This is a genomic window from uncultured Lamprocystis sp. (assembly GCF_903933125.1).
Classification (GTDB): domain Bacteria; phylum Pseudomonadota; class Gammaproteobacteria; order Chromatiales; family Chromatiaceae; genus Thiodictyon.
Genome location: NZ_CAIZIZ010000366.1, coordinates 17,956 through 38,037, shown reverse-complemented (window position 1 = coordinate 38,037; position 20,082 = coordinate 17,956). Strand labels below are relative to the sequence as shown.

Sequence of the window (20,082 nt, the reverse complement as noted above, 5' to 3'; positions counted from 1 at the left end):
GCGGGCGGCAGGCCTGTTTGCAGCAAAGAGCCGACAACCACGCCGCCATGAGACTTGGCCGCGGACGATCGTGGGCACGGGCTGCGCGCCTTTGTCATCCCGCTGGTGCCCTGCCGCGGCAGCTCGGTTACACTAGGTCGGGTGGTCAACCTGGAGCCTGGGTCGATCATCTGCACGCTTGCCCTCGTAGCTCAGTTGGATAGAGCAATCGCCTCCTAAGCGATAGGTCGTGGGTTCAACTCCCGCCGAGGGCACCATTCTCGCACCGGTGACCGTTTACCCCGCCCGGCCAAGCCACGACCATGCAGCAGTCACGGCGTGCCCTTGGTCAACGCGATCAACGCCTTGAGGATCGCCGGGTCGTCCGCGCGCTCGGCCACACGCACCGTCCGAAAACCCAGTTCCCGCGCCGTCCGTGCAGTGCGCTCGCTGATCACGACCAGCGGGGTCGCAAGCAGTAATTCGCGGCCGGCAGCGCCCAGGATGTCGGCCAGATTGAGCAGGACCTCGTCACTCGTGGCAATCACCAGGCCCAATTCGGCGCGCCAGCACGCGATCAACGGCCGCGCATCGCGCGTGGGCCGTACCCGCCGGTAGACCTCCGCGAATGCGACCTGCGCCCCGCGCTCGGTCAGCACGTCCCCGAGGAGCGCGCGGCCACCTTCACCGCGCACGATCAGCGCCCGGCGACCCGCCATTGCCGCCAGCTCGGGCAGCGCGGTCAGGGATTCACTGTCGTAGCGCTCGGGCGGTACCAGGTCGGGCGCCCGCCCGGCCGCCGTCAGGGCGACGGCCGTGGCCCGTCCCACCGCGGCGAGCCGGGCGACACGCGGCCAAGCCCCGGCGCACCCCAGCGCCAACGCGAATTCCACCGCGTTGCGGCTGGTGAAGACCATCAGGTTCCAGTCCGCGGCCAGCAGGGCGCGCGCGGGCTCCGGGTCGGCGACCGGCAGGATCTCGATCGTCGGGAACACGAGAGGCCGCCCGCCTGCCGCGGCGACCAAGTCGCACAACGCCTGCGCCTGTCCGGCAGGGCGGGTGACCAGGACCCCGATTCCCGCCAGTTCGCCGGTCGGACTCATGACTCCTCGGTAGAGAGTTGCAGTGCGCTCAGGATCTCGCCCGCCCCCTGGGCCAGCAGCTCATCCGCCACCCGGGCGCCGATCGCCTCGGCGGTGTCGCTCGGACCCTCCGCCCGCGCCCGCAGGATCAGTGTTCCGTCCGTGGTGCCGACCAGGCCTTGCAGGACCAGACGCTCACCGTCCAGCACCGCGTGCCCGGCGATCGGTACCTGGCAGCCGCCGTGCAGGCGGGCGTTCATCGCCCGTTCGGCACGGATACGCAGGGCCGTCGCCCCATGATGCAATGGAGCGATCAAGGCGTTGGTGCGCGGGTCGTCGATCCGGCACTCGATCCCGATCGCACCCTGGGCAATCGCCGGCAGGCTGTCGGCCGGTGCGATAGTGCCGCGGATGCGCGACCCGAAACCGAGCCGGATGAGTCCGGCGGCGGCCAGGATGATGGCGTCATACTCCCCCGCGTCGAGCTTGGCGAGCCGGGTGTTGACGTTGCCGCGCAGGGGCTCGATCCGCAGATCCGGGCGGCGCTCGGCGAGTTGGCACTGGCGACGCAAGCTGGAGGTACCGACACAGGCGCCCTGGGGCAACTGGTCCAGGGACTCAAAGCGGTTCGAGACGAAAGCGTCCCGCGGATCCTCCCGTTCCATGATGACCGCCAGGTGCAGCCCGGCGGGGAACTCCACCGGGACATCCTTGAGCGAGTGCACGGCGATATCCGCCTCACCGCTCAGCATCCCCTGCTCCAACTCCTTGACGAACAGCCCCTTGCCGCCCACCTTGGCGAGCGGTGCGTCGAGGATACGGTCGCCTTTGGTACTCATGCCCAGGATCTCGACCTGCAGTCCGGGGTGGAGGGCCGTCAGTGCGGCGGCGACGTGCTCGGCCTGCCACATGGCCAGGGGGGATTTTCGGGTGGCGATACGCAAGGTCTCGGGCATGGTGGGGTCCTGGAATCACGACGAAGCTGCCTATGCTAACAGGAAGGCGAAAGATCATCCGTGCGTTCGCTGATCCGGCGCTCGCCGGTGCGGTTCATGACCGCGGCCACCAGGGTGCACATTCAGCGCGGCTCCGTCGTGTCCCGTTTGGCCGACAGGACTTTAGCCCCGATCGTCTTGTGCAGCAGCTTGAAGACCTTGCGCTGGGCCATCTGGTTGGTACTCCCGGGGTCGCCGATCATCTCCAGCCGCGCCTGAAAATAGGCCATATCGGCCTCCAGCCGCGCCAGGCTGACACGGCGGCGGCGGCGCTCGTCGCTGATCACGGATTCCGGATTGGCCATGGTTCTCGGTGTATGCGGCGCGGTGTCTATGGTGGTGCGGGACTGCCGTCAATTGTCCAGTGCCGGGGCACGTCACGCAACCAACCCGCGGCAATCAGGCTGTGCTATAAACGGCCATTATGGGATCATCAAGATTAAACGTCAGCTAAGCCCAGGGGCAGAACGACACCGAGTATGAGCGCAATCCTAGAACTCTTCCGCAGTTCCGGCGCCCTCTATGGGGGCAATGCCGCCTTCATCGAAGACTTGTACGAACGCTGGCTCAGCGACCCCGAGAGCGTGGCCATCGCCTGGCGCGCCCGGTTCGACGCCTTGCGCCAGCAGGCCGCCAACGAGCCCGGCACCCTCGGGACCGGCCGCCCCGACATCCCCCATGGCCCGGTGCGGGAGAATTTCCTGCGTCTGGCCCAAGAAAATCGCGCCCGGCCGCGCGCGCGCGCGGCGGACAACCTGGAGCCCGCGGCGGCGCAAAAGCAGACCGCGGTGCTGCGCCTGATCAACGCGTACCGCTACCGCGGCCATCAGGTGGCGGACACCGACCCGATCAAGCTGCGCGAGAAACCGCATATCCAGGATCTCGACCCGGCCTTTCACAACCTGGGCCCGGAGGATCTCGATCTGGTCTTCCACACCGGCTCGCTCTGCGCCCCGGACCGCATGAAGCTGCGCGAGGTCTTGGCGCTGTTGAACCAGATCTACTGCGGCTCGGTGGGCTCCGAGTACATGTACATCACCAGCACCACCGAGAAACGCTGGGTGCAGAACCGCCTGGAAGGGTATCGCGCCACCCCCGAACTGGAGACCGCCGACCGCCGCTGGATCCTGTTCCTGCTGACCGCCGCCGAGGGCATCGAGAAATATCTGCACCAGCGCTACGTCGGGCAGAAGCGCTTCTCACTGGAGGGCGGCGAGTCCCTGATCCCGCTCCTGGACGAGCTGATCCAGCGTGCCGGGCGCAAGGGTCAGAAGGAGGTCGTCATCGGCATGGCCCACCGCGGCCGGCTCAACGTGCTGACCAACATCTTCGGCAAGCCGCCCCAGGCGATGTTCGACGAGTTCGAGGGCCGCTTGCATTCGGACTGGCGCAAGATGGCGGGGGATGTGAAATATCACCTGGGCTTCGCAACCGACGTCGACACCCCCGGCGGGGTGGTCCACCTGGCCCTGGGGTTCAATCCGTCGCATCTGGAGATCATCAACCCGGTGATCGAGGGGTCGGTGCGCGCCCGCCAGCGCCGCCGCCGCGACAAGACCGGCGACCTGGTACTGCCGGTGCTGATCCACGGCGACGCCGCGTTCGCCGGCCAGGGCGTCGTGATGGAAACACTCCAGTTGTCGCAGACCCGCAGCTATTCGACCGGCGGGACAGTGCACATCGTCATCAACAACCAGATCGGCTTCACCACCAGCCACCCGCTGGATGCCCGTTCCAGCCCCTATTGCACCGACGTGGCCAAAATGGTCCAGGCGCCGGTCTTCCATGTGAACGGCGACGACCCCGAGGCGGTGATCTTCGTCACCCGCATGGCGCTGGATTTCCGCAATCAGTTCCACAAGGACGTGATCATCGACCTGATGTGTTACCGCCGCCTGGGCCATAACGAGGCCGACGAGCCGGCTGTCACCCAGCCCATGATGTACCGCAAGATCGCCGCCCGCCCCACGGTGCGGACGCTCTACGCCGAGCGGATCGCGGCGGCCGGAATCGGTACCCGGGAGGAGGCCGCGGCCATGGTCGATGACTACCGCCGCTCGATCGAACAAGGCGTCGTGGTCGCGCGCCCGGTGCTGTGCGGACTCGACAATGCGTATCGGGTGGACTGGTCCAAGAGCGTGGACCCGAAGTGGGATCAGACGGTCGATACCGGGGTGTCCGTCGAGCGGTTGCGTGCCCTGACCGAGGCGATGCTGCAAATACCGGAGGGGTTCGAACTCCACCCGCGAGTGGAGAAGGTGTGGGAGGAGCGGCGCAAGATGGCCGCGGGCGAGCAACTGCTCAACTGGGGCTGCGCCGAGAATCTCGCCTATGCCAGTTTACTCGATGTCGGCATTCCGGTGCGCCTTTCGGGTCAGGACTGCGGGCGTGGGACCTTCGTGCACCGCCATGCCAAGGTCCATGACCAGCGAACCGGCGATGCCTATACCCCGCTCCAGCACATCGGTGCGCACCAGGGGGCCTTCATCGCCATCGACTCCATCCTTTCCGAGGAGGCGGTGCTTGGCTTCGAGTACGGCTTTGCCACCGCCGAACCCAACGGACTGACCCTCTGGGAGGCCCAATTCGGCGATTTCGCCAACGGCGCCCAGGTCGTCATCGACCAGTTCATCACCTCCGCCGGCACCAAATGGGGGCTGGCCTGCGGCCTGGTGATGCTGCTGCCGCACGGGCTGGAAGGCCAGGGGGCGGAACACTCCTCCGCCCGACTGGAACGCTATCTGCAACTGTGCGCCGAGCACAACATCCAGGTCTGCGTGCCCACCACGCCGGCCCAGATTTTCCACCTGCTGCGCCGACAGATGCTGCGGGATTACCGCACGCCGCTGATCGTGATGACCCCCAAGAGCCTGCTGCGGCATCGCCTGGCGGTCTCGGCACTCGATGAACTGACCACCGGACAATTCCAGAACGTGATTCCGGAGGTGGATCCGATCGACCCGGCCGGGGTGCAGCGCGTCATCTTCTGCAGCGGCAAAGTGTATTACGACCTGCTGGAAGCGCGCCGCGCCCGCGGACTGACCAACTGCGCGCTGATCCGTATCGAGCAACTCTATCCCTTCCCCAAGGATGCCTTTGCCGCCGCCCTGGCGCCCTACGCGGCCACCGAAGAGGTCATCTGGTGCCAGGAAGAAGCGCAGAACCAGGGAGCCTGGGACCAGATCAAACACCGTTTCCACCACCTGATCCAGGAAGGCAAACGGCCCCACTATGTCGGCCGCCCACCCTCCGCCGCGCCTGCCGTGGGTCACCGTCCCGCCCACGTGGAGCAGCATGACCGCCTGATCGACGAGGCCCTGACCGGCCGCTTCAACCCGAGTATGAATCGCAGGATCCCCGAACAATGAGTTCCGAATTGAGTAGCGAAGTCAGAGTCCCAGCCCTCCCGGAATCAGTCGCCGACGCCACCGTCGCAGCCTGGCACCGCGCACCGGGAGAGGCGGTCAAGAAGGATGAGAATCTGGTCGACCTAGAGACCGACAAAGTGGTGCTGGAGGTCCCGGCGCCGGCGGACGGCGTGCTCGGGGAGATCCTGGCCCCGGTTGGTGCCGTGGTCACTGCCGCCACCGTGCTCGCCACCATCGTCGGCGGCGCGCCAGGTGCGGCACCGCCCGCGCCGCGACCGGCCGCCCCGACCGCCCCGGCCGCAAGCCCATCCGGCAAGGCCGAATCGGTTGTTGCACCCGGCGCGCGGCGTCTGGTCAAAGAATTGGGCCTGGATCCCGCCAAGATCGCCGGCAGTGGCCGCGACGGCCGGGTCCAGCGGGCCGACGTTGTCGCCTACCTGGATGAACGCGACCAGGCCGAGCCCGCGCGTGACCCGGAGACCGTGCCGATCACCGGCGCCCCGCAGTTGACCGGTGAGGCCGGCCGTCCCGAGCAGCGCGTGCCGATGACCCGGCTGCGCGCGCGGGTCGCGGAGCGCCTGCTCCAGGCTCAGCAGAATGCCGCCATGCTGACTACCTTCAACGAGGTCAATCTCAAGGCGGTCATCGAACTGCGCAATCGCTATAAGGACCAATTCGAAAAAGCCCATGGCGTGCGTCTGGGTTTCATGTCCTTCTTCGTCAAGGCCGCGGTCGAGGCCCTGCAGCGCTTCCCGGTCGTCAATGCCTCGGTCGACGGCAATGACATTCTGTACCATGGCTATTTCGACCTCGGCATTGCCGTCTCCTCCGCGCGCGGTCTGGTGGTGCCGATCCTGCGCAATTGCGACCAGCTCAGTATGGCCGAGATCGAGCAGGGCATCAGCGAATTCGGGCGCAAGGCCAAAGACGGTACCCTGAGCTTCGAAGACCTGACCGGCGGCACCTTCTCCATCACCAACGGCGGCGTGTTCGGCTCCTTGCTGTCCACACCCATTCTCAATCCGCCGCAGAGCGCCATCCTCGGGATGCACAAGACCCAGGAGCGCCCGATCGCCGAGAACGGTCAGATCGTCATCGCTCCCATGATGTACCTGGCCCTGACCTATGACCACCGGATCATCGACGGGCGCGAGGCCGTGCAGTTCCTGGTCACGATCAAGGAAACGCTGGAAGAGCCGGCGCGGTTATTGTTGCGGGTTTAGGCTTGGGTCGATCCGGCCGCGCAGGGATGCGCGGTGCTTGGCCTGGGGATACCTGCCAAGGCTGAAGCCGTGGACTCCGATCGAATCATTTTGTTGTCTGATCGATCGCGACCTTTGTCGCTGTCGTTGTCGTAATCGAGCTGACGATCCCCCGCGAGGAAGACAGCGGGCTGCGCATACCAAACTTGAATCGCCTATCCGATTACGCTTACGACAACGACAACGACAACGACAACGATTGTGCGCGTATTTTCCTTGCCCTTGTCTCGTCATTTCGCCTCTTCGCGGAACTACTGGATAAGCGAATAAGCATATAAGACACTCTTGATGCCCCGACCCTCGGCATCAGGCCGTCTCGCGCATCGCCAGCGTCCGGCAGATCGAAAAGTGCGGCTCAACCAGAGAAAATCCGACACGGCCGGCACGCCGCCGCGGCGACAGCGCCACGTCGCACCTGCGCGCTTCGCAAAGTTAGGTTAAGATCAGGCGCCCCGCGGTCACGCGGGGGCACTTATCCTCTCTAATACGCGTTTGGGATTGACATAATGGCAGAACAAAAACTCGGCAACCCCGCCGTGGTCGGCCTCGCCGGCTTCGGTCTTACCACCCTGGTGCTCCAGTTCCACAATGTCGGCTGGATGCCCAGCATCGGACCGGTGGTGTGGCTTGGGCTGATCTTCGGCGGTCTGGCGCAACTCATCGCCGGAGTGCAAGAGCAGAAAACCGGAAACAACTTCGGGTATTGCGCTTTCACCTCGTACGGGGCCTTCTGGATCGCCCTGGCCCTGATGCTGATCGCCAACAAGTTCGACATTTTCAAGGCCAGCACGCAAGATGTCGGCTGGTTCCTGGTCGCCTGGACATTGTTCACGGCGATTCTCTGGGTCGGCTCGATGCGCATCCACGGCGCCATGGCCATCACCTTTACCTTGCTGCTGGCCGGATTCATCCTGCTGGACCTGGCGCATTTCGGTTATCCGGAAATGACCGTCGTTGCCGGCTACACCTTAATCGTCTGTGCGCTGTCGGCCTGGTACATGATGGCCCGCATCATCCTGAACGAGCTTTACGGGCGCGAACTCCTGCCCGCCGGCAAGCCCTGGCTGAGCTGAGCGTCGCATCGCTGTCGCTCTCAGCCTTTCTATCATAAGAACAATCGACTCAAGAGGATTCAACGATGGAAAAACACCCATTTGCCCTGGCCGGCCTGGTGCTGACCCTGGGGACTACTCCGGCCATGACCTGGGCTGCCGACGCCGACTCGGCGACCGCTGCGGAGGTGGTGGCAAAGGTCCGCGAGGCCGCCCAGTACCTGAACGCGAAGGGCTTGGCCGGTTTCGCGGATTTCAATAACAACAAGGATTCCCGCTGGGTATGGAAAGACAGCTATGTGTTCGTCTATAGCTGCCGCGACGATGTGATGATCGCGCACCCCCTGCGCCCCGATCTGGTGGGCAAGCCGATCCTGCAGATGCGTGACGACAAGGATCATCCGCTGTTTCAGGACATGTGCAAGGCCGCCGCCAACCCCGACGGCGGCTGGGTCGAGTACTGGTGGCCGAAGCCGGGCGAGGCCAAGGCCTCGCGTAAGATCTCTTACGTCCACAGCGCCCCGGTCTCGTTCAAGTCGGATATCCAGGTCGGCGCCGGGATTTACGACGACACGCTGACCCCGGCCGATCTGAGCAAGATCGTCGAGGAGTCGGCCAAACCCCAAAAGGCCGTGCCTTAAGCAAAGCCTGAGGCGATTGGCGGAACATCGTCGCCCGGATCTCGAAGGATTTTCGTCCGCCGTCAAGGAGTGCCGACAGGAGCATGGCCGGGCTATGTGACTGTCGGCGCGCCGCGGCTCGCGGGCGAAATGACGCGCGAGCGGGTGCATGATGTGTCGGAGATCGCCTGACAACGCATCCAGCCCGAGCCAAGCCACTGACTTGTATAGTGCAGCGCGCGCTACGACCGGACCGATGCAGGTCGCCAACGCCGGTCGCGGTTTGGCCGCGGTACCCGTGGTCACAAGGATCGGTGACACGGGTTATACTCGCGTTTTACCGATCAATTCCATCCAGATGCGCGAACCCGAATGGCCCCCGATACCATCCGCTTGATCCTGATCGTCGTGGGCGCTCTCCTGCTCCTCGGCCTCTATCTCTGGGAGCGCGGTCGTGACCGCGCCGAGGAGGAGGATGACGAGGGCTACGAGGACGACGATATGCCCTATGCCGCCGGTCGGACGAAGCGCGAGCCCGAGCTGGGCCGGCTGAACGACCCTGATCTGAACGAGGGTCAGGACGAGGGGGACCGACATCCGCGGCGTGGCGGCCAGCTCCGCGAACAACCGTCGGGTAAAGCACCCACGGGGGCACGCGCCGATGGCGACTCCGCGAACGGAGTGCCGGCACCGCTGCTCATCCAGCTCAGTGTGGCGAAACGCTACGGTGAGTTCGACGGCCCGGACTTGCTCGAGGTCGCGGAGTCCTGCGGCCTGCGGCCGGGCGATATGGACATCTTCCACTGTCTGGACGAGTTCGACGACGGCACCCGCATCTACTTCAGCATGGCCAACATGGTCAAGCCCGGCACCTTCCCCTTCGACGACATGGAGGGCTTCAGCACCCCCGGGTTGATGTTGTTCGCCCAGCTCACCGGCCAGCCGGAAGACCTGACCGTGCTGGAAGAGATGATCGCGACGGCCCGCAAGCTCGCGACCACGCTCGGCGGCGATGTATTCGACGACATCCGGCGACCGCTCACGGTGCGCAAGGAAGAAGCCATGCGCGATGCAGTCCTCGCCAACGAGAAGCGCTTCTTGAGAGCGGTGCGGCGGTGACCCAGGGCAGTCCTGTCCCGACACCGCCCACGGCCGCGGACCGGCAGCGTGCCGAGCAACTGCGCACGCTGATCGGCTACCACAACCATCGCTATTATGTCCTCGACGATCCGGAGATCCCGGATATCGAGTACGATCTGCTGTTTAACCAACTCAAGGATCTGGAGTCCCGCCACCCGGAACTGGTGACGCCGGATTCCCCCACCCAGCGCGTCGGCGACGCCCCGCGGCCTGAATTCAGCCAGGTCCGCCATCGCCTGCCGATGATCTCGCTGGACAACGCCATGGATGATGAGAAGTTAGCTGAGTTCCATCGCAAAGTTGTTCAGGATCTTGAGAACAGTGACGATGTTCTTTACACGGCCGAACCAAAGCTTGATGGGTTAGCCGTCAGCATCCGGTATGTCGATGGCGTCTTGGTACAGGCCGCTACCCGAGGCAACGGGAATGTCGGGGAAGACGTTACCCACAATGTGCGTACTATCAAGAGTGTCCCCTTGAAGCTGCTTGGAACAGACCTGCCCGAAATTTTGGAAGTTCGTGGCGAAGTGTATCTGACCACCACAGGCTTAGAGCAAGTAAAGACTGATGCGCGCTTGAGCGGAGACAGGGACTATAAGAACGCTCGGAACACCGCGGCTGGTAGCTTGCGCCAGCTTGATCCCCGTGTCACTGCTAAGCGCCCCTTGACTTTCTGTTGTTACGGCTGGGGAGAGTTTTCCGGTGAGCGGCCCGCGTCTCAGTTCGATATGCTCAAACGCATTGCGAGTTTAGGTGTTCCAATCTCTAGCGAATTACAGAAAGTGCACGGACTTCAAGGGTGTCGCGACTATTACGAAGAATTCGCTAGGCGTCGCGAGACCCTGGGTTACGACATTGACGGTGTTGTTTTTAAAGTTGATCGACTTGCTGATCGTGCAGACCTGGAGGATACAAATCACCATCCCACTTGGGCGATAGCCCGCAAATTCCCACCTGACGAGGAGCTTACGGTAGTAGAAGACGTTGAGTTCCAAGTGGGTAGAACCGGAGTCTTAACTCCAGTGGCACGCCTTCGACCTGTCGAAGTGGGCAAAGTGACGGTTTCCAACGCTACGCTACACAACATGGGCCAAGTAAAGGAGAAGGATGTACACATCGGAGATAGTGTTTATGTGCGGCGTGCTGGAGACGTAATACCGGAGATTGTGCGCGTCGAGACCGCGCTTCGGCCGGCTGATGCCCGCCCGGTGGTACTGCCTGCTCAGTGTCCTGCGTGTGGTTCGGAAGTGAGTCGGTTAGAGGGAGAGGCGGTAGTCCGTTGCACGGCTGGACTGAAGTGCCCGGCCCAACGCAAGGAGGCGATTCGTCATTTCGCTTCTCGGCGCGCTATGGATATAGAGGGCGTTGGTGACGAACTGATAAGCCAATTGGTAGACAAGGGGCTGGTGAATTCTCCAGCAGATTTGTATGATTTAACTGGCGAGCAACTGGTATCGCTTGATCTCCAAGGGGATAAGTCTGCTAGAAACATATTGGATGCAATCGAACGTAGTAAGACGACGACTCTAGACCGATTTATTTTTTCGCTTGGGATTCCAGAGGTTGGCGAGGCAACAGCGCAAGACCTAGCGAAGCACTTCCGCGATCTAGATCCCCTTTGCGCCGCCACACAAGAGTATTTTGTCCCGAGGGGGCTCGACGGTATTGGTAGGAAGAGGGCGAATGCGATTCAAGCGCTCGTTCGGTCCGGCCAAGGTCCTCTGCCCGGTATTTCACTCGCTAAATGGCTTTCCTCTCAGACTTTACCGGGGCTCAAAACTCGACTACCCGCTAATGTTGTGAAAGTCGTAGCGGATCGCTTTACAACCTTCGACGCGCTGACCCGAGCTGAGTTAGATGAGCTAATAAATCATAACCCATCTCGAATAACCGGAATTGACGAAAAAATTGCAAGTAATATAGTAGAGTTTTTTGGAAAATCTAACAATAAAGAGATGATCAAAAAACTGATCCGTGCAGGGATTCAATGGCCTGTAGCTGAACCCTCATCGTCTAGTGCTCATGTGAAACACTTAGCTGGCAAAACATTTGTAATTACTGGTACGCTAAGTCGGCATCGGGACGAGGTCAAAGCTGATCTGGAATCTCTTGGCGCTAAGGTGACCAGCAGCGTTTCCAAGAACACCGACTATCTGCTCGTCGGCAAGGATGCCGGCTCTAAGCTTCGGAAAGCGCAGGAATTTGGAGTCATGGTTATTACCGAGGAACAGTTAGCTGAGCTTGTAGGTAGCAAATCCTAAGTACTTCAAAACATAAAGTTTACCGAGATACCCGAAATTCGGCAATTGCTCACATAAAGAACACTAAGAAGAATCGATCACTGAAAACGTCGGGCCGATCACCGCGGGGGCGACCTGCTAGATCAACCTATCGCTTTCGATATCTTTGTGATCTTAGTGTCTTTGTGTGAAAACTGCTTTTTCTAGGCTAGACTTCATGGTGAGACTTTGATACACAGGGTGAGTTGTGGAAATTTCATTTTTGGTCGCGGGTTCTGCTACAAACCCATACGAGGTTACTTTTGCTAAAAAGAGTGACGGGTTAAGTGTGTCTTGCACCTGTCCGGCTGGAGAAAGAGGGCTACACTGCAAACATAGATTGGCGATTATCACAGGTGATGCTAGTGCTGTTGTTAGCAAGAACTTAGCGGAACTTGAAGTAGTGCGGACTTGGCTGGCCGGCAGTGATTTGGAAATCGCTTGCTCAGAGTTTCGTGAGGCAGAAAAGAACGTCGAAGACGCAAAAACGAGATTCGATAAAGTAAAGAAGAGAATTGGTAAGTTGATGGCCGGTTAGTATGGTTTTATAGCCTTCGTACTTGATATCCGGACAGACGCTCGTGTAGGGGCGGGTTTAAAACCCGCCCCTACGTCCGGTTATCACGTCCGACGGCTATACGGCCTTGATCATCGTTCCGGCCGTAGGCTGGAAAAAGCGCTAGCGCAGTCCACTGAATTCCGCGCTGCCGCTGAGTTAGCCGCCCTGCTGTCCGGTCAAGAACCGGCATGAGGCTCGGCAACCGATGGATACGCGCATCGTCAGACCACGGTCGTCCGCCGCGTGGTGGACCGGCTTCGTGCACTCAACCCACTGGATCCGCAAAGAACCGACATGACTGAAACAATCCCGCCCGGCACGCCGGCCCTCACTGCGGAGCAGCACATCCTGATCGCCATGCGCAAGACCCTGACGGGGATTATCAGAGACGTGACCCCGCCGCCCGGGATGCGTCATCCGCTCAGTGAGGCGACCATTGAGGACATGCGTCAGTGCCTGATGCTGATTGCCGCGCGGGAGAAGGAACTGGCGGATGCCCAGGGGCGCAGCGGCGAGCGGCCCTATTATGCGGATGAGCCCCAAGCGGTGCAGGTTGTGCCCGTCGCCGGCCTGACGCGGCGGCGTGACTGACATGACAACACAGCGTCATCCTCCTCGGCCAGGCGCCCGTACCCGGCGCGGCCTGCTGGTCATGGCCGCGGTCCTGCCGCTGTGCTGCGGTGGGATCCTGTTTGCCCGTGACCCGTCCACGCCCCCGCCGGACGCCTGGTCGTACGCGGGTGAGACCGGGCCTGACCATTGGGCGGACCTGTCGCCCGCCTTTGCGACCTGCCGCGAGGGTCAGTCGCAGTCGCCGATCGATATCCGCACCGTCCAGCGGATCCCCTACGAGCCGCTGCATTTCCGGTACCGCACGCAAACCCTGGAAGCGGTCAACGACGGCCGCGGGGTCCATGTCCTCAGCTCCGCGGGGAGCACACTGGAGTTGCGCGGGGAGTCCTTCGACCTGACCTCCTTTCACTTCCACAGCCCGGGGGAGACCCTGATCAACGGCGTGGCGGCGGCGGCGGAGGTCCATCTGGTCCATCGATCAAGCACCGGCCGCTTCGCGATCGTGGCGGTGCAGATTCAACCCGGCCGCCACAGCAATCAGACTCTGGCGCGCATCGTCGAGCGCCTGCCGCTGCACGCCGGGGAGCGCCTGAGCTATCGCCAGGTGGGCATCAATCCCCTGTTGCTGCTCCCAGCCGATCAAGGCTACTACACCTACACGGGGTCGCTGGCGAATCCCCCGTGCAGCGAGCCGGCAGCCTGGTACATCATCGCCCAGCCGGTAGGTCTCGACCCGGAGCGGATTCGCCGCCTCACCGCCGCCGCCGGGGTCAACAATGTCCGCCCCGTACAGCCGCTCAACGGGCGTTCAATCTACGCGTCATTGCGACGCTGAAGCAGGCGTCCGCCGCCAACCTGAACGTCGATTTCGTCGCCCAGACCGCCTTCGACGGCTTGCATTATCTGCGGGCGGCGGCACCCGGCGATGGCGTCGGTCGCTGACCGAGGCCGACCATGAACAGCCTTGAGCGCATCGCTGCCGCCGCCGCCTTCGGCACCCCGGACCGGGTTCCGGTGGTGGCCCAGGTATTTGGTCACGCCGCGGTACTCGCGGGGGTTGGCGTCGGGGACTACGTGCGCGATGGGGCGCTGCTCGCCCGTTGCCAACTGGCGGCGCTGCGCCACTACGGCTACGACGCGGTGTTCGCACTGATGGGTCGCAGCCGATCACCTGTCGCCCGGCGGACCCCGCGGCCTGGGCGCTGGCCTGGGGGTATCAATGCCGCGGCGCGGATCGACCTGGTGGCGCCGCTGGCCGGGCTCATCGGCTCCGATCTGTTGGCCGGGTTGATCGCGACCGGGCTGACCGACACCCCCGACGCGGGCCTGTTGATCGATTTCGGCACCAACTCCGAGATCGCGCTGTGGGACGGCGCGACCCTCTGGACCACCTCGGCGGCGGGCGGCCCGGCGTTTGAGGGGAGTGGTCTGTGCTGCGGTCTGCCGGCCGAGCCGGGCGCCATCGACCGACTGGTATTCCGCGACGGCCATCCGGTCTGGCATGTCATCGGTGGCGGCCCGCCGCGCGGCCTGTGCGGCACCGGCCTGGTGGACCTGATCGCCGGGCTGCGACGGGCGGGGCAACTCACCGAACGCGGGCGTTTTGCCCCCGCGGTGCCGACGGCGGTCGGGCTCGGCCCCGGGCTGACCGCCCAGCCGGGTCCGGCACTCTGCCAGTGCATCGCCGAGACGCTCGACAGCGGCTTCCTCGGGTTTTACGGCCGCAGCGACCCCGAACCCGGCACCGTGATTTGTCTGCCGATCACCCAGGAGTCGCGGGTCACCGCCGTGCTCGCGGTCGGGCATCACAGCGGCGAACCGCCGTCGAACGAGCGCCTGAACATCGATCTGGCGGTGGCCGGGATGGTCGGCACCGCCGCAACGCGGCTGGCCTCGGAGCGGGAGTTGCGCGAACACCGCCGCCACCTCGCCGCGCTGGTCGAGGCGCGCACCGCCGAGTTGCGGTCGACCAATCGCCAGTTGCAGCGTGAGATTCGTGAGCGGAAAAGCAATCAGGCGATCCTTGCGGCACGCCTGCGACTGATCGCGCTGGCCCCGTCGCATGGGCTCACCGAACTGCTGCGCGCCACGCTGGACGAGGTCGAGGCGCTCACCGGCAGCACCATCGGCTTCTATCACTTCATCAATGCCGATCAGCGGACGATCGCACTGCAAACCTGGTCCACCAACACCACGCAGAACATGTGCCAGGCCCAGGGTGAGGGCCAGCACTACCCACTCGATCAGGCGGGAGTGTGGGTCGACTGCGTGCGCCAAGGCCGCCCGATCATTCACAACGACCTCGATCACTTCAAGCAGATCAACGACGGCGCCGGACACGCGGTGGGCGACCAAGCCCTGGTGAGACTGGCGCGGGCGTGCCGGGCGAGCCTGCGCGAGACCGACCTGTTCGCGCGCGTCGGCGGCGACGAATTCGCGCTGCTGCTGCCGCAGACCGGCCCGGCCTCGGCCCGCGAGGTCGTCGAGCGGCTGCGCGGCGCGCTCGCGGCTTGCCCCGGCGAGAACCCGCGGGCCGCGCCGTCGCTGACCATCAGCATCGGCATCGCCTCGTTCCCCGGCTTACCGGGGGAGCTGGATGCACTGCTGCGCTCCGCGGACCAGGCACTCTACTGAAGCGGCCGGACGCGACCGGGTGTGCATAGCTTCATAGGCGCCGGCTGTTCTTCTCCGCGGCGCGAACCTATACTGATCGCTTCATTCTAATGACCCGCAGCGGAGTATCCCCATGAAGAAGGTCGAAGCCGTCATCAAACCGTTCAAACTCGACGATGTCCGCGAGGCGCTGTCCGCCGCGGGGATCACCGGGATGACCGCCATCGAGGTCAAGGGCTTCGGACGGCAGAAAGGCCACACGGAGTTGTACCGCGGCGCCGAGTACGTGGTGGATTTCCTGCCCAAGGTGAAGGTCGAGCTGGTGGTGACCGACGAGCACCTGGACGCCTGCATCAATGCCATCACCGCCGCGGCGCGGACCGGCAAGATCGGCGACGGCAAGATCTTCGTCTCGGAGGTCACCCGCGTGGTGCGCATCCGCACCGGCGAGGAGAACGAGGCGGCGGTCTGAACGCGCGGCGCCTCGTCCGGCGATTGCCGGAAATCGCCTTAGTTCTGATCGAGCTGTAAATAGTCCCAGAATTTCCGGCCGAGACTCACCTCACCGGGTGCCGGCTCATCGGAGACGAAACGTCCAGCCTTGCGATTGACATCCAAGACCCGTTGCGCGTCGGCCGCAAGTTTCTTCTCGCCCAAGGCTTCGTAGGCAGCGACCAGCGTCTCCAGCGCATCCTCGACCGCGCTGGTACGCTGGTAGCGCTCGATCACATAGTTGGCGCGATTGGCCGCTGCGACATAGGCGCCGCGCTTCATGTAGTAGCGCGCCACGTTGACCTCGTTCTTGGCCAGGTTGTTGCGCAGATAGACCATGCGTTGGCGGGCATCGGCGGCATACTTGCTGTCGGGGAAACGCTTGACCAACTCGGAGAAATCGGTAAACGCGTCCAGGGCGGCACCGGGATCGCGCTGGGAAACGTCCATCGGTACGTACTTGTCCAGAAAACCGACGCTGCGGTTATAGTTGACGATTCCCTTGAGATAGTACGCGTAGTCCACGTACGGATTTTGGGGGTACAACTTGATGAAGCGGTCGGCCGCGGCGAGCGCCGCCTCCGGTTCCTCGGCCCGGTAATTTGCATAGGCGACATCGAGTTGCGCCTGCATGGCATAGCGGCCGAAGGGGTAGCGGGCCTCGAGTTTCTCGTAGAGCTCGATGGCACGTTTATAATTTCCGGAATCCATCTCGGACGCGGCCTCCGCGTAGATCTTGGAGGCGTTCCACCCTTCAGTCTCGTCGGCTTCCTTCCCAAACATCGAGCAGCCGGTCAGGGCGATCCCGATCAGGAACACAGTCAACAAGGTGGCCAGTCGTGTTAAGGTGGATGGCATGTCGGCGATTAACCAAGCTCAAAACCGTGTGAGTATACCCGAAGGGCTCCAGGTTGGTATCAGCGCAACCGAGCACCCGCGGCGGAGAGCGGAATGTCCCTGATCGCGGGCGACGCGCCGCGGGTGTATCGTTCGCTGCGCGTGGATGCGCAATCCGCCGGTCTGCGGCTGGACCAGGCCTTGGCCCAGTCCTGGCCGGAGTTCTCCCGCGGCCGGGTGCAGCAGTGGATCACGGGCGGACAGGTGCGGGTGGACGGCCTGCCGCGCCGCTGCCGCGACCGGGTCTGGGGCGGCGAGGCGGTGGAGTTGGACGCGGTCCTCGCGGTCAGCGACCGCGACGCGCCCCAGGCGATCCCGCTGGTGCTGGTGTATGAAGACGACGAGATCCTGGTGATCGACAAACCGGCCGGTCTGGTGGTCCACCCGGCGGCCGGCAATCCGGACGGCACCCTACTCAACGCCCTGCTGCACCATGCCCCCATGCTCGCCACGCTGCCGCGGGCCGGGATCGTCCATCGGCTCGACAAAGACACCAGCGGACTGCTGGTCGTTGCGAAAACGCTGGAGACGCACCACGGCCTGGTGGATCAACTCAAGCAGCGCACGGTCCATCGGGAATATCGGGCACTGGTGGTCGGGGATCTGGTGGCTGGCGGGATGGTCGAGGCCCCGATCGGGAGACATCCGACGCAGCGCACGCGCATGGCCGTGGTCGCCGGGGGACGGACCGCGCTCACCCGTTATCGGGTGCTTGAGCATTTCCCCGGCCATTGCCTGCTGGGGGTGGAGTTGGAGACGGGCCGCACCCATCAGATTCGGGTCCATCTGGCGCATGTGCACCACCCCCTGGTCGGCGATCCGGTGTACGGGGCGCGTCCACGTCCGCCCAAGGGCTGCGCCCCGGCCTTGACCGCGGCGATTCAGGAGTTCCCGCGCCAGGCCCTGCACGCCATCCGGTTGGGGCTGACCCATCCGCGCACGGGCCAGGCGATGGTCTGGGAGGTGCCAATGGCCGCTGACCTCGCGGCGCTGCTTGAACTGTTTCGACGGGAGGCGGGGCTTGGATCTGATTCGACCTGACTGGCCGGCCCCGCCCTGGGTGCATGCCTGTTGTACGACGCGCGGCGGCGGGGTCAGCACCGGAGTCTACGGCAGTCTGAACCTGGGCGATCACGTCGGGGATGCGCCGGGGCGGGTCGCGCGTAACCGCGCGCTGCTGCGTGCCGCCCTCGCCCTCCCGGCGGAACCCCTGTGGCTCAATCAGGTGCACGGGTGCGCGGTGGTGCAGACCGGCGGACTGGTCACCGGGCCTGCTGCGGATGCGGCCATCGCGTGCCGACCCGGATCGGTGTGCGCGGTACTGACCGCCGACTGTCTGCCGCTGCTGATCTGTGACCGGGATGGTCAGCACATGGCGGCGGTCCACGCCGGCTGGCGGGGTTTGGCCGCGGGCGTCATTGAGGCGACGCTGAGCGCGCTGGATGCGCCGTGCGGGGACCTCCTGGTATGGCTCGGTCCGGCAATCGGCCCCGCGGCCTTCGCGGTGGGGTCCGAGGTGCGTGCCGCATTTCTCGGCGCCGATCCGGGGGTCGCGTCCGCCTTCCAGGCAGGGCCGGACGGTAAATGGTTCGCGGATCTGTTTGCCCTGGCCCGACACCGGCTCGCCCGAGCCGGGGTCACCCAGGTCTACGGCGGCACCGATTGCACCTATTCCGACCCGGAGCGTTTTTTCTCCTACCGTCGTGATGGGATCACCGGGAGGATGGCGAGCCTGATCTGGATTTCTGGATCAAGCGACGAGTCCGAGAGAAAATAAACAACGAATACAATCGTTGTCGTTGTCGTTGTCGTTGTCGTAATCGTAATCGTAATCGGATAAGCGATTTAAGTTCTGCATGAGCAGCCCGCTGTTTGTCGGGTTTCGATTTGCCACACAGCCTGGGCCTGCAATGCCGCCAAGCGTTTGAAATAATTCGATAGTTTAGCTCGATTACGATTACGACAACGACAACGACCGAGACGCCAATAGGCGTTTCCTAACCGCACGGCGAGGTGCCTGCATGACCGATTGGAACATAGTGACCCTGGTGGGCCAGGATCGACCCGGAATCGTCTCCCGGGTCACCCGGGTGTTGTACGAGGCGGGCTGCACCCTGGGTGAGGCGTCGATGATCCGCCTGGGCGGCAGTTTCACCATCCTCCTGATGGTCTCCGGGACTCGGCCCAACGCCGAACTCGAGACGGCGCTGGCTCCGGTGGCCGCGGAGTTAGGTTTGCGCGTCCACCTGGATCCGGTTCAGGGCGGACTGCACCAGCATCTGGTGCCGAATATCCAGGTGCGCGTGACCGGGTCGGACCGCACCGGAATCGTCGCCGAGGTGACCCAATGCCTGGCGGACCAGGGGTTCAACATTCTGGATCTGGAGTCGGACGTCGTCGGCAACGCCCGCGCGCCGGTCTACATCATGAATATCCAGGGCACCTGCGCGCGCACCCTGGAGGACCTGCAGCAGGCCCTGGCCGGATTGACCATCCGCGGAATCTCCGTGGATGTCGCTCCCATCGAGTTAATGATCGGCTGACCCCCGATTCGACACCGCGACGCGAACCCATGGCGATCCTCAACATCCTCACCTTACCGGACGAGCGGCTGAAGCAGCCATCCGTTGCGGTCGTCCACTTCGATCAGGAACTGCTGGCATTCATCGACGCACTGGAAGAGACGCGCCGTGCGGGTCCGGCCGCGGTGGGAATCGCGGCGCCCCAGGTCGGGCGACACCAGCGGATCATCATCGTCGACTGCTCGGGCCGACCCAAAACTGCGAATCACGGTCATCTGGTGCTGATCAACCCGGAAATCGCTCACTGGGAGGGGTTCGAAATCGGACGGGAGGGATGTCTCTCGGTTCCTGACTATACCGGCAACGTCATCCGCGCCACACGCCTCCAACTCAAGGCGCAGGGCCCTGAGGGCGACCCGCTGGAGTTCGTGATGGAGGGGTTTGAGGCACGTGCCGTCCAGCACGAACTCGATCACCTGGATGGGCTGCTCTTCGTCGATCGGGTGGTGAGCCGGCGCACCGATCTTTATCGGCGCCGGGTGTACCAAAAAGGCAAGCTGGCCAATTGACGACAAAAACGCGCGCGTAGTAGTGTCAGTCGCTGGAGTACCCATGGTCGCCATCCCGATTCGTGCCCGGTCCGAGTGCG

The 20,082-nt window shown here is 63.7% G+C and carries 19 protein-coding genes and 1 tRNA gene; 16 read left to right on the top strand and 4 right to left on the bottom strand.

All coding sequences use genetic code 11. The features are described 5' to 3' along the window. The first annotated feature begins 180 nt into the window (after positions 1-180). Positions 181-257: transfer RNA gene (locus tag QZY03_RS19040), tRNA-Arg, on the top strand. A 54-nt stretch (positions 258-311) separates the two neighbouring features. On the opposite strand, the gene QZY03_RS19035 is transcribed toward QZY03_RS19040, so the two are convergent. From QZY03_RS19035 to QZY03_RS19025, 3 genes are all read right to left on the bottom strand, one after another. After that, positions 312-1,082 (bottom strand): uroporphyrinogen-III synthase, encoded by a 771-nt coding sequence (locus tag QZY03_RS19035; RefSeq protein ID WP_295583741.1) that lies wholly within the window; start codon positions 1,080-1,082, stop codon positions 312-314. Beyond that, entirely contained in the window at positions 1,079-2,017 is a 939-nt protein-coding gene (gene hemC / locus QZY03_RS19030; protein ID WP_295583740.1) for a hydroxymethylbilane synthase, read from the bottom strand. Before hemC ends, QZY03_RS19035 begins: the two co-directional genes overlap by 4 nt. A gap of 122 nt (positions 2,018-2,139) precedes the next feature. Beyond that, positions 2,140-2,361, bottom strand: a complete 222-nt coding sequence (locus QZY03_RS19025; protein ID WP_295583739.1) for a hypothetical protein — start codon at positions 2,359-2,361, stop codon at positions 2,140-2,142. Between the two features lie 174 nt (positions 2,362-2,535). On the opposite strand from QZY03_RS19025, the gene QZY03_RS19020 reads away from it, so the two are divergent. The 11 genes from QZY03_RS19020 (at position 2,536) to QZY03_RS18970 (ending at position 15,994) form a co-directional block, all read left to right on the top strand. After that, positions 2,536-5,424, top strand: a complete 2,889-nt coding sequence (locus QZY03_RS19020) for a 2-oxoglutarate dehydrogenase E1 component (protein WP_295583738.1) — start codon at positions 2,536-2,538, stop codon at positions 5,422-5,424. Next, complete coding sequence (gene odhB, locus QZY03_RS19015; protein ID WP_295583737.1) at positions 5,421-6,647, top strand: 2-oxoglutarate dehydrogenase complex dihydrolipoyllysine-residue succinyltransferase; 1,227 nt, start codon at positions 5,421-5,423, stop codon at positions 6,645-6,647. The genes QZY03_RS19020 and odhB overlap by 4 nt, the downstream gene beginning before the upstream one ends. A gap of 545 nt (positions 6,648-7,192) precedes the next feature. Next, complete coding sequence (locus tag QZY03_RS19010; protein WP_295583736.1) at positions 7,193-7,759, top strand: acetate uptake transporter; 567 nt, start codon at positions 7,193-7,195, stop codon at positions 7,757-7,759. A gap of 65 nt (positions 7,760-7,824) precedes the next feature. Then, positions 7,825-8,379 (top strand): cache domain-containing protein, encoded by a 555-nt coding sequence (locus QZY03_RS19005; protein WP_295583735.1) that lies wholly within the window; start codon positions 7,825-7,827, stop codon positions 8,377-8,379. A gap of 351 nt (positions 8,380-8,730) precedes the next feature. Beyond that, positions 8,731-9,477 (top strand): cell division protein ZipA C-terminal FtsZ-binding domain-containing protein, encoded by a 747-nt coding sequence (locus QZY03_RS19000; protein WP_295583734.1) that lies wholly within the window; start codon positions 8,731-8,733, stop codon positions 9,475-9,477. Then, positions 9,474-11,759, top strand: coding sequence for an NAD-dependent DNA ligase LigA (ligA, locus tag QZY03_RS18995; RefSeq protein ID WP_295583733.1), 2,286 nt, complete (start codon positions 9,474-9,476; stop codon positions 11,757-11,759). Before QZY03_RS19000 ends, ligA begins: the two co-directional genes overlap by 4 nt. Before the next feature lie 226 nt (positions 11,760-11,985). Continuing rightward, positions 11,986-12,315: an SWIM zinc finger family protein gene (locus QZY03_RS18990; RefSeq protein WP_295583732.1), complete on the top strand. Its 330-nt coding sequence runs from the start codon at positions 11,986-11,988 to the stop codon at positions 12,313-12,315. A 315-nt stretch (positions 12,316-12,630) separates the two neighbouring features. Further along, complete coding sequence (locus QZY03_RS18985; protein WP_295583731.1) at positions 12,631-12,927, top strand: segregation and condensation protein A; 297 nt, start codon at positions 12,631-12,633, stop codon at positions 12,925-12,927. Position 12,928: 1 nt separating this feature from the next. Next, positions 12,929-13,744, top strand: coding sequence for a carbonic anhydrase (locus tag QZY03_RS18980; RefSeq protein ID WP_295583730.1), 816 nt, complete (start codon positions 12,929-12,931; stop codon positions 13,742-13,744). A gap of 119 nt (positions 13,745-13,863) precedes the next feature. Continuing rightward, the gene (locus QZY03_RS18975) at positions 13,864-15,543 is read left to right on the top strand and encodes a diguanylate cyclase (protein ID WP_295583729.1); all 1,680 of its coding nucleotides are present in this window, start codon (positions 13,864-13,866) and stop codon (positions 15,541-15,543) included. Positions 15,544-15,655: 112 nt separating this feature from the next. Beyond that, a complete protein-coding gene (locus tag QZY03_RS18970; RefSeq protein ID WP_295583728.1) occupies positions 15,656-15,994 on the top strand; it encodes a P-II family nitrogen regulator in 339 nt (112 codons plus the stop codon). A gap of 38 nt (positions 15,995-16,032) precedes the next feature. Here the strand turns inward: QZY03_RS18970 and QZY03_RS18965 are convergent, their stop codons facing one another. Continuing rightward, complete coding sequence (locus QZY03_RS18965; protein WP_295583727.1) at positions 16,033-16,872, bottom strand: outer membrane protein assembly factor BamD; 840 nt, start codon at positions 16,870-16,872, stop codon at positions 16,033-16,035. Positions 16,873-16,965: 93 nt separating this feature from the next. Between QZY03_RS18965 and rluD the strand changes: the two genes are divergently transcribed. The 4 genes from rluD (at position 16,966) to def (ending at position 20,002) form a co-directional block, all read left to right on the top strand. Beyond that, the gene (gene rluD / locus QZY03_RS18960) at positions 16,966-17,952 is read left to right on the top strand and encodes a 23S rRNA pseudouridine(1911/1915/1917) synthase RluD (protein WP_295583726.1); all 987 of its coding nucleotides are present in this window, start codon (positions 16,966-16,968) and stop codon (positions 17,950-17,952) included. Further along, positions 17,933-18,688 (top strand): peptidoglycan editing factor PgeF, encoded by a 756-nt coding sequence (pgeF, locus tag QZY03_RS18955; RefSeq protein WP_295583725.1) that lies wholly within the window; start codon positions 17,933-17,935, stop codon positions 18,686-18,688. Before rluD ends, pgeF begins: the two co-directional genes overlap by 20 nt. Before the next feature lie 244 nt (positions 18,689-18,932). Further along, entirely contained in the window at positions 18,933-19,454 is a 522-nt protein-coding gene (locus tag QZY03_RS18950) for an ACT domain-containing protein (protein ID WP_295583724.1), read from the top strand. A gap of 29 nt (positions 19,455-19,483) precedes the next feature. Then, on the top strand, positions 19,484-20,002 hold the full coding sequence (def, locus tag QZY03_RS18945; protein WP_295583723.1) for a peptide deformylase: 519 nt from the start codon (positions 19,484-19,486) through the stop codon (positions 20,000-20,002). The last annotated feature ends 80 nt before the right edge of the window (positions 20,003-20,082 follow it).

Bases quoted from the DNA above. Each gene is read 5' to 3' on its own strand.
- QZY03_RS19035 (WP_295583741.1), bottom strand. From the start codon at position 1,082: ATGAGTCCGACCGGCGAACTGGCGGGAATCGGGGTCCTGGTCACCCGC.
- hemC (WP_295583740.1), bottom strand. From the start codon at position 2,017: ATGCCCGAGACCTTGCGTATCGCCACCCGAAAATCCCCCCTGGCCATG.
- QZY03_RS19025 (WP_295583739.1), bottom strand. From the start codon at position 2,361: ATGGCCAATCCGGAATCCGTGATCAGCGACGAGCGCCGCCGCCGCCGT.
- QZY03_RS19020 (WP_295583738.1), top strand. From the start codon at position 2,536: ATGAGCGCAATCCTAGAACTCTTCCGCAGTTCCGGCGCCCTCTATGGG.
- odhB (WP_295583737.1), top strand. From the start codon at position 5,421: ATGAGTTCCGAATTGAGTAGCGAAGTCAGAGTCCCAGCCCTCCCGGAA.
- QZY03_RS19010 (WP_295583736.1), top strand. From the start codon at position 7,193: ATGGCAGAACAAAAACTCGGCAACCCCGCCGTGGTCGGCCTCGCCGGC.
- QZY03_RS19005 (WP_295583735.1), top strand. From the start codon at position 7,825: ATGGAAAAACACCCATTTGCCCTGGCCGGCCTGGTGCTGACCCTGGGG.
- QZY03_RS19000 (WP_295583734.1), top strand. From the start codon at position 8,731: ATGGCCCCCGATACCATCCGCTTGATCCTGATCGTCGTGGGCGCTCTC.
- QZY03_RS18985 (WP_295583731.1), top strand. From the start codon at position 12,631: ATGACTGAAACAATCCCGCCCGGCACGCCGGCCCTCACTGCGGAGCAG.
- QZY03_RS18980 (WP_295583730.1), top strand. From the start codon at position 12,929: ATGACAACACAGCGTCATCCTCCTCGGCCAGGCGCCCGTACCCGGCGC.
- QZY03_RS18975 (WP_295583729.1), top strand. From the start codon at position 13,864: ATGAACAGCCTTGAGCGCATCGCTGCCGCCGCCGCCTTCGGCACCCCG.
- QZY03_RS18970 (WP_295583728.1), top strand. From the start codon at position 15,656: ATGAAGAAGGTCGAAGCCGTCATCAAACCGTTCAAACTCGACGATGTC.
- QZY03_RS18965 (WP_295583727.1), bottom strand. From the start codon at position 16,872: ATGCCATCCACCTTAACACGACTGGCCACCTTGTTGACTGTGTTCCTG.
- rluD (WP_295583726.1), top strand. From the start codon at position 16,966: ATGTCCCTGATCGCGGGCGACGCGCCGCGGGTGTATCGTTCGCTGCGC.
- QZY03_RS18950 (WP_295583724.1), top strand. From the start codon at position 18,933: ATGACCGATTGGAACATAGTGACCCTGGTGGGCCAGGATCGACCCGGA.
- def (WP_295583723.1), top strand. From the start codon at position 19,484: ATGGCGATCCTCAACATCCTCACCTTACCGGACGAGCGGCTGAAGCAG.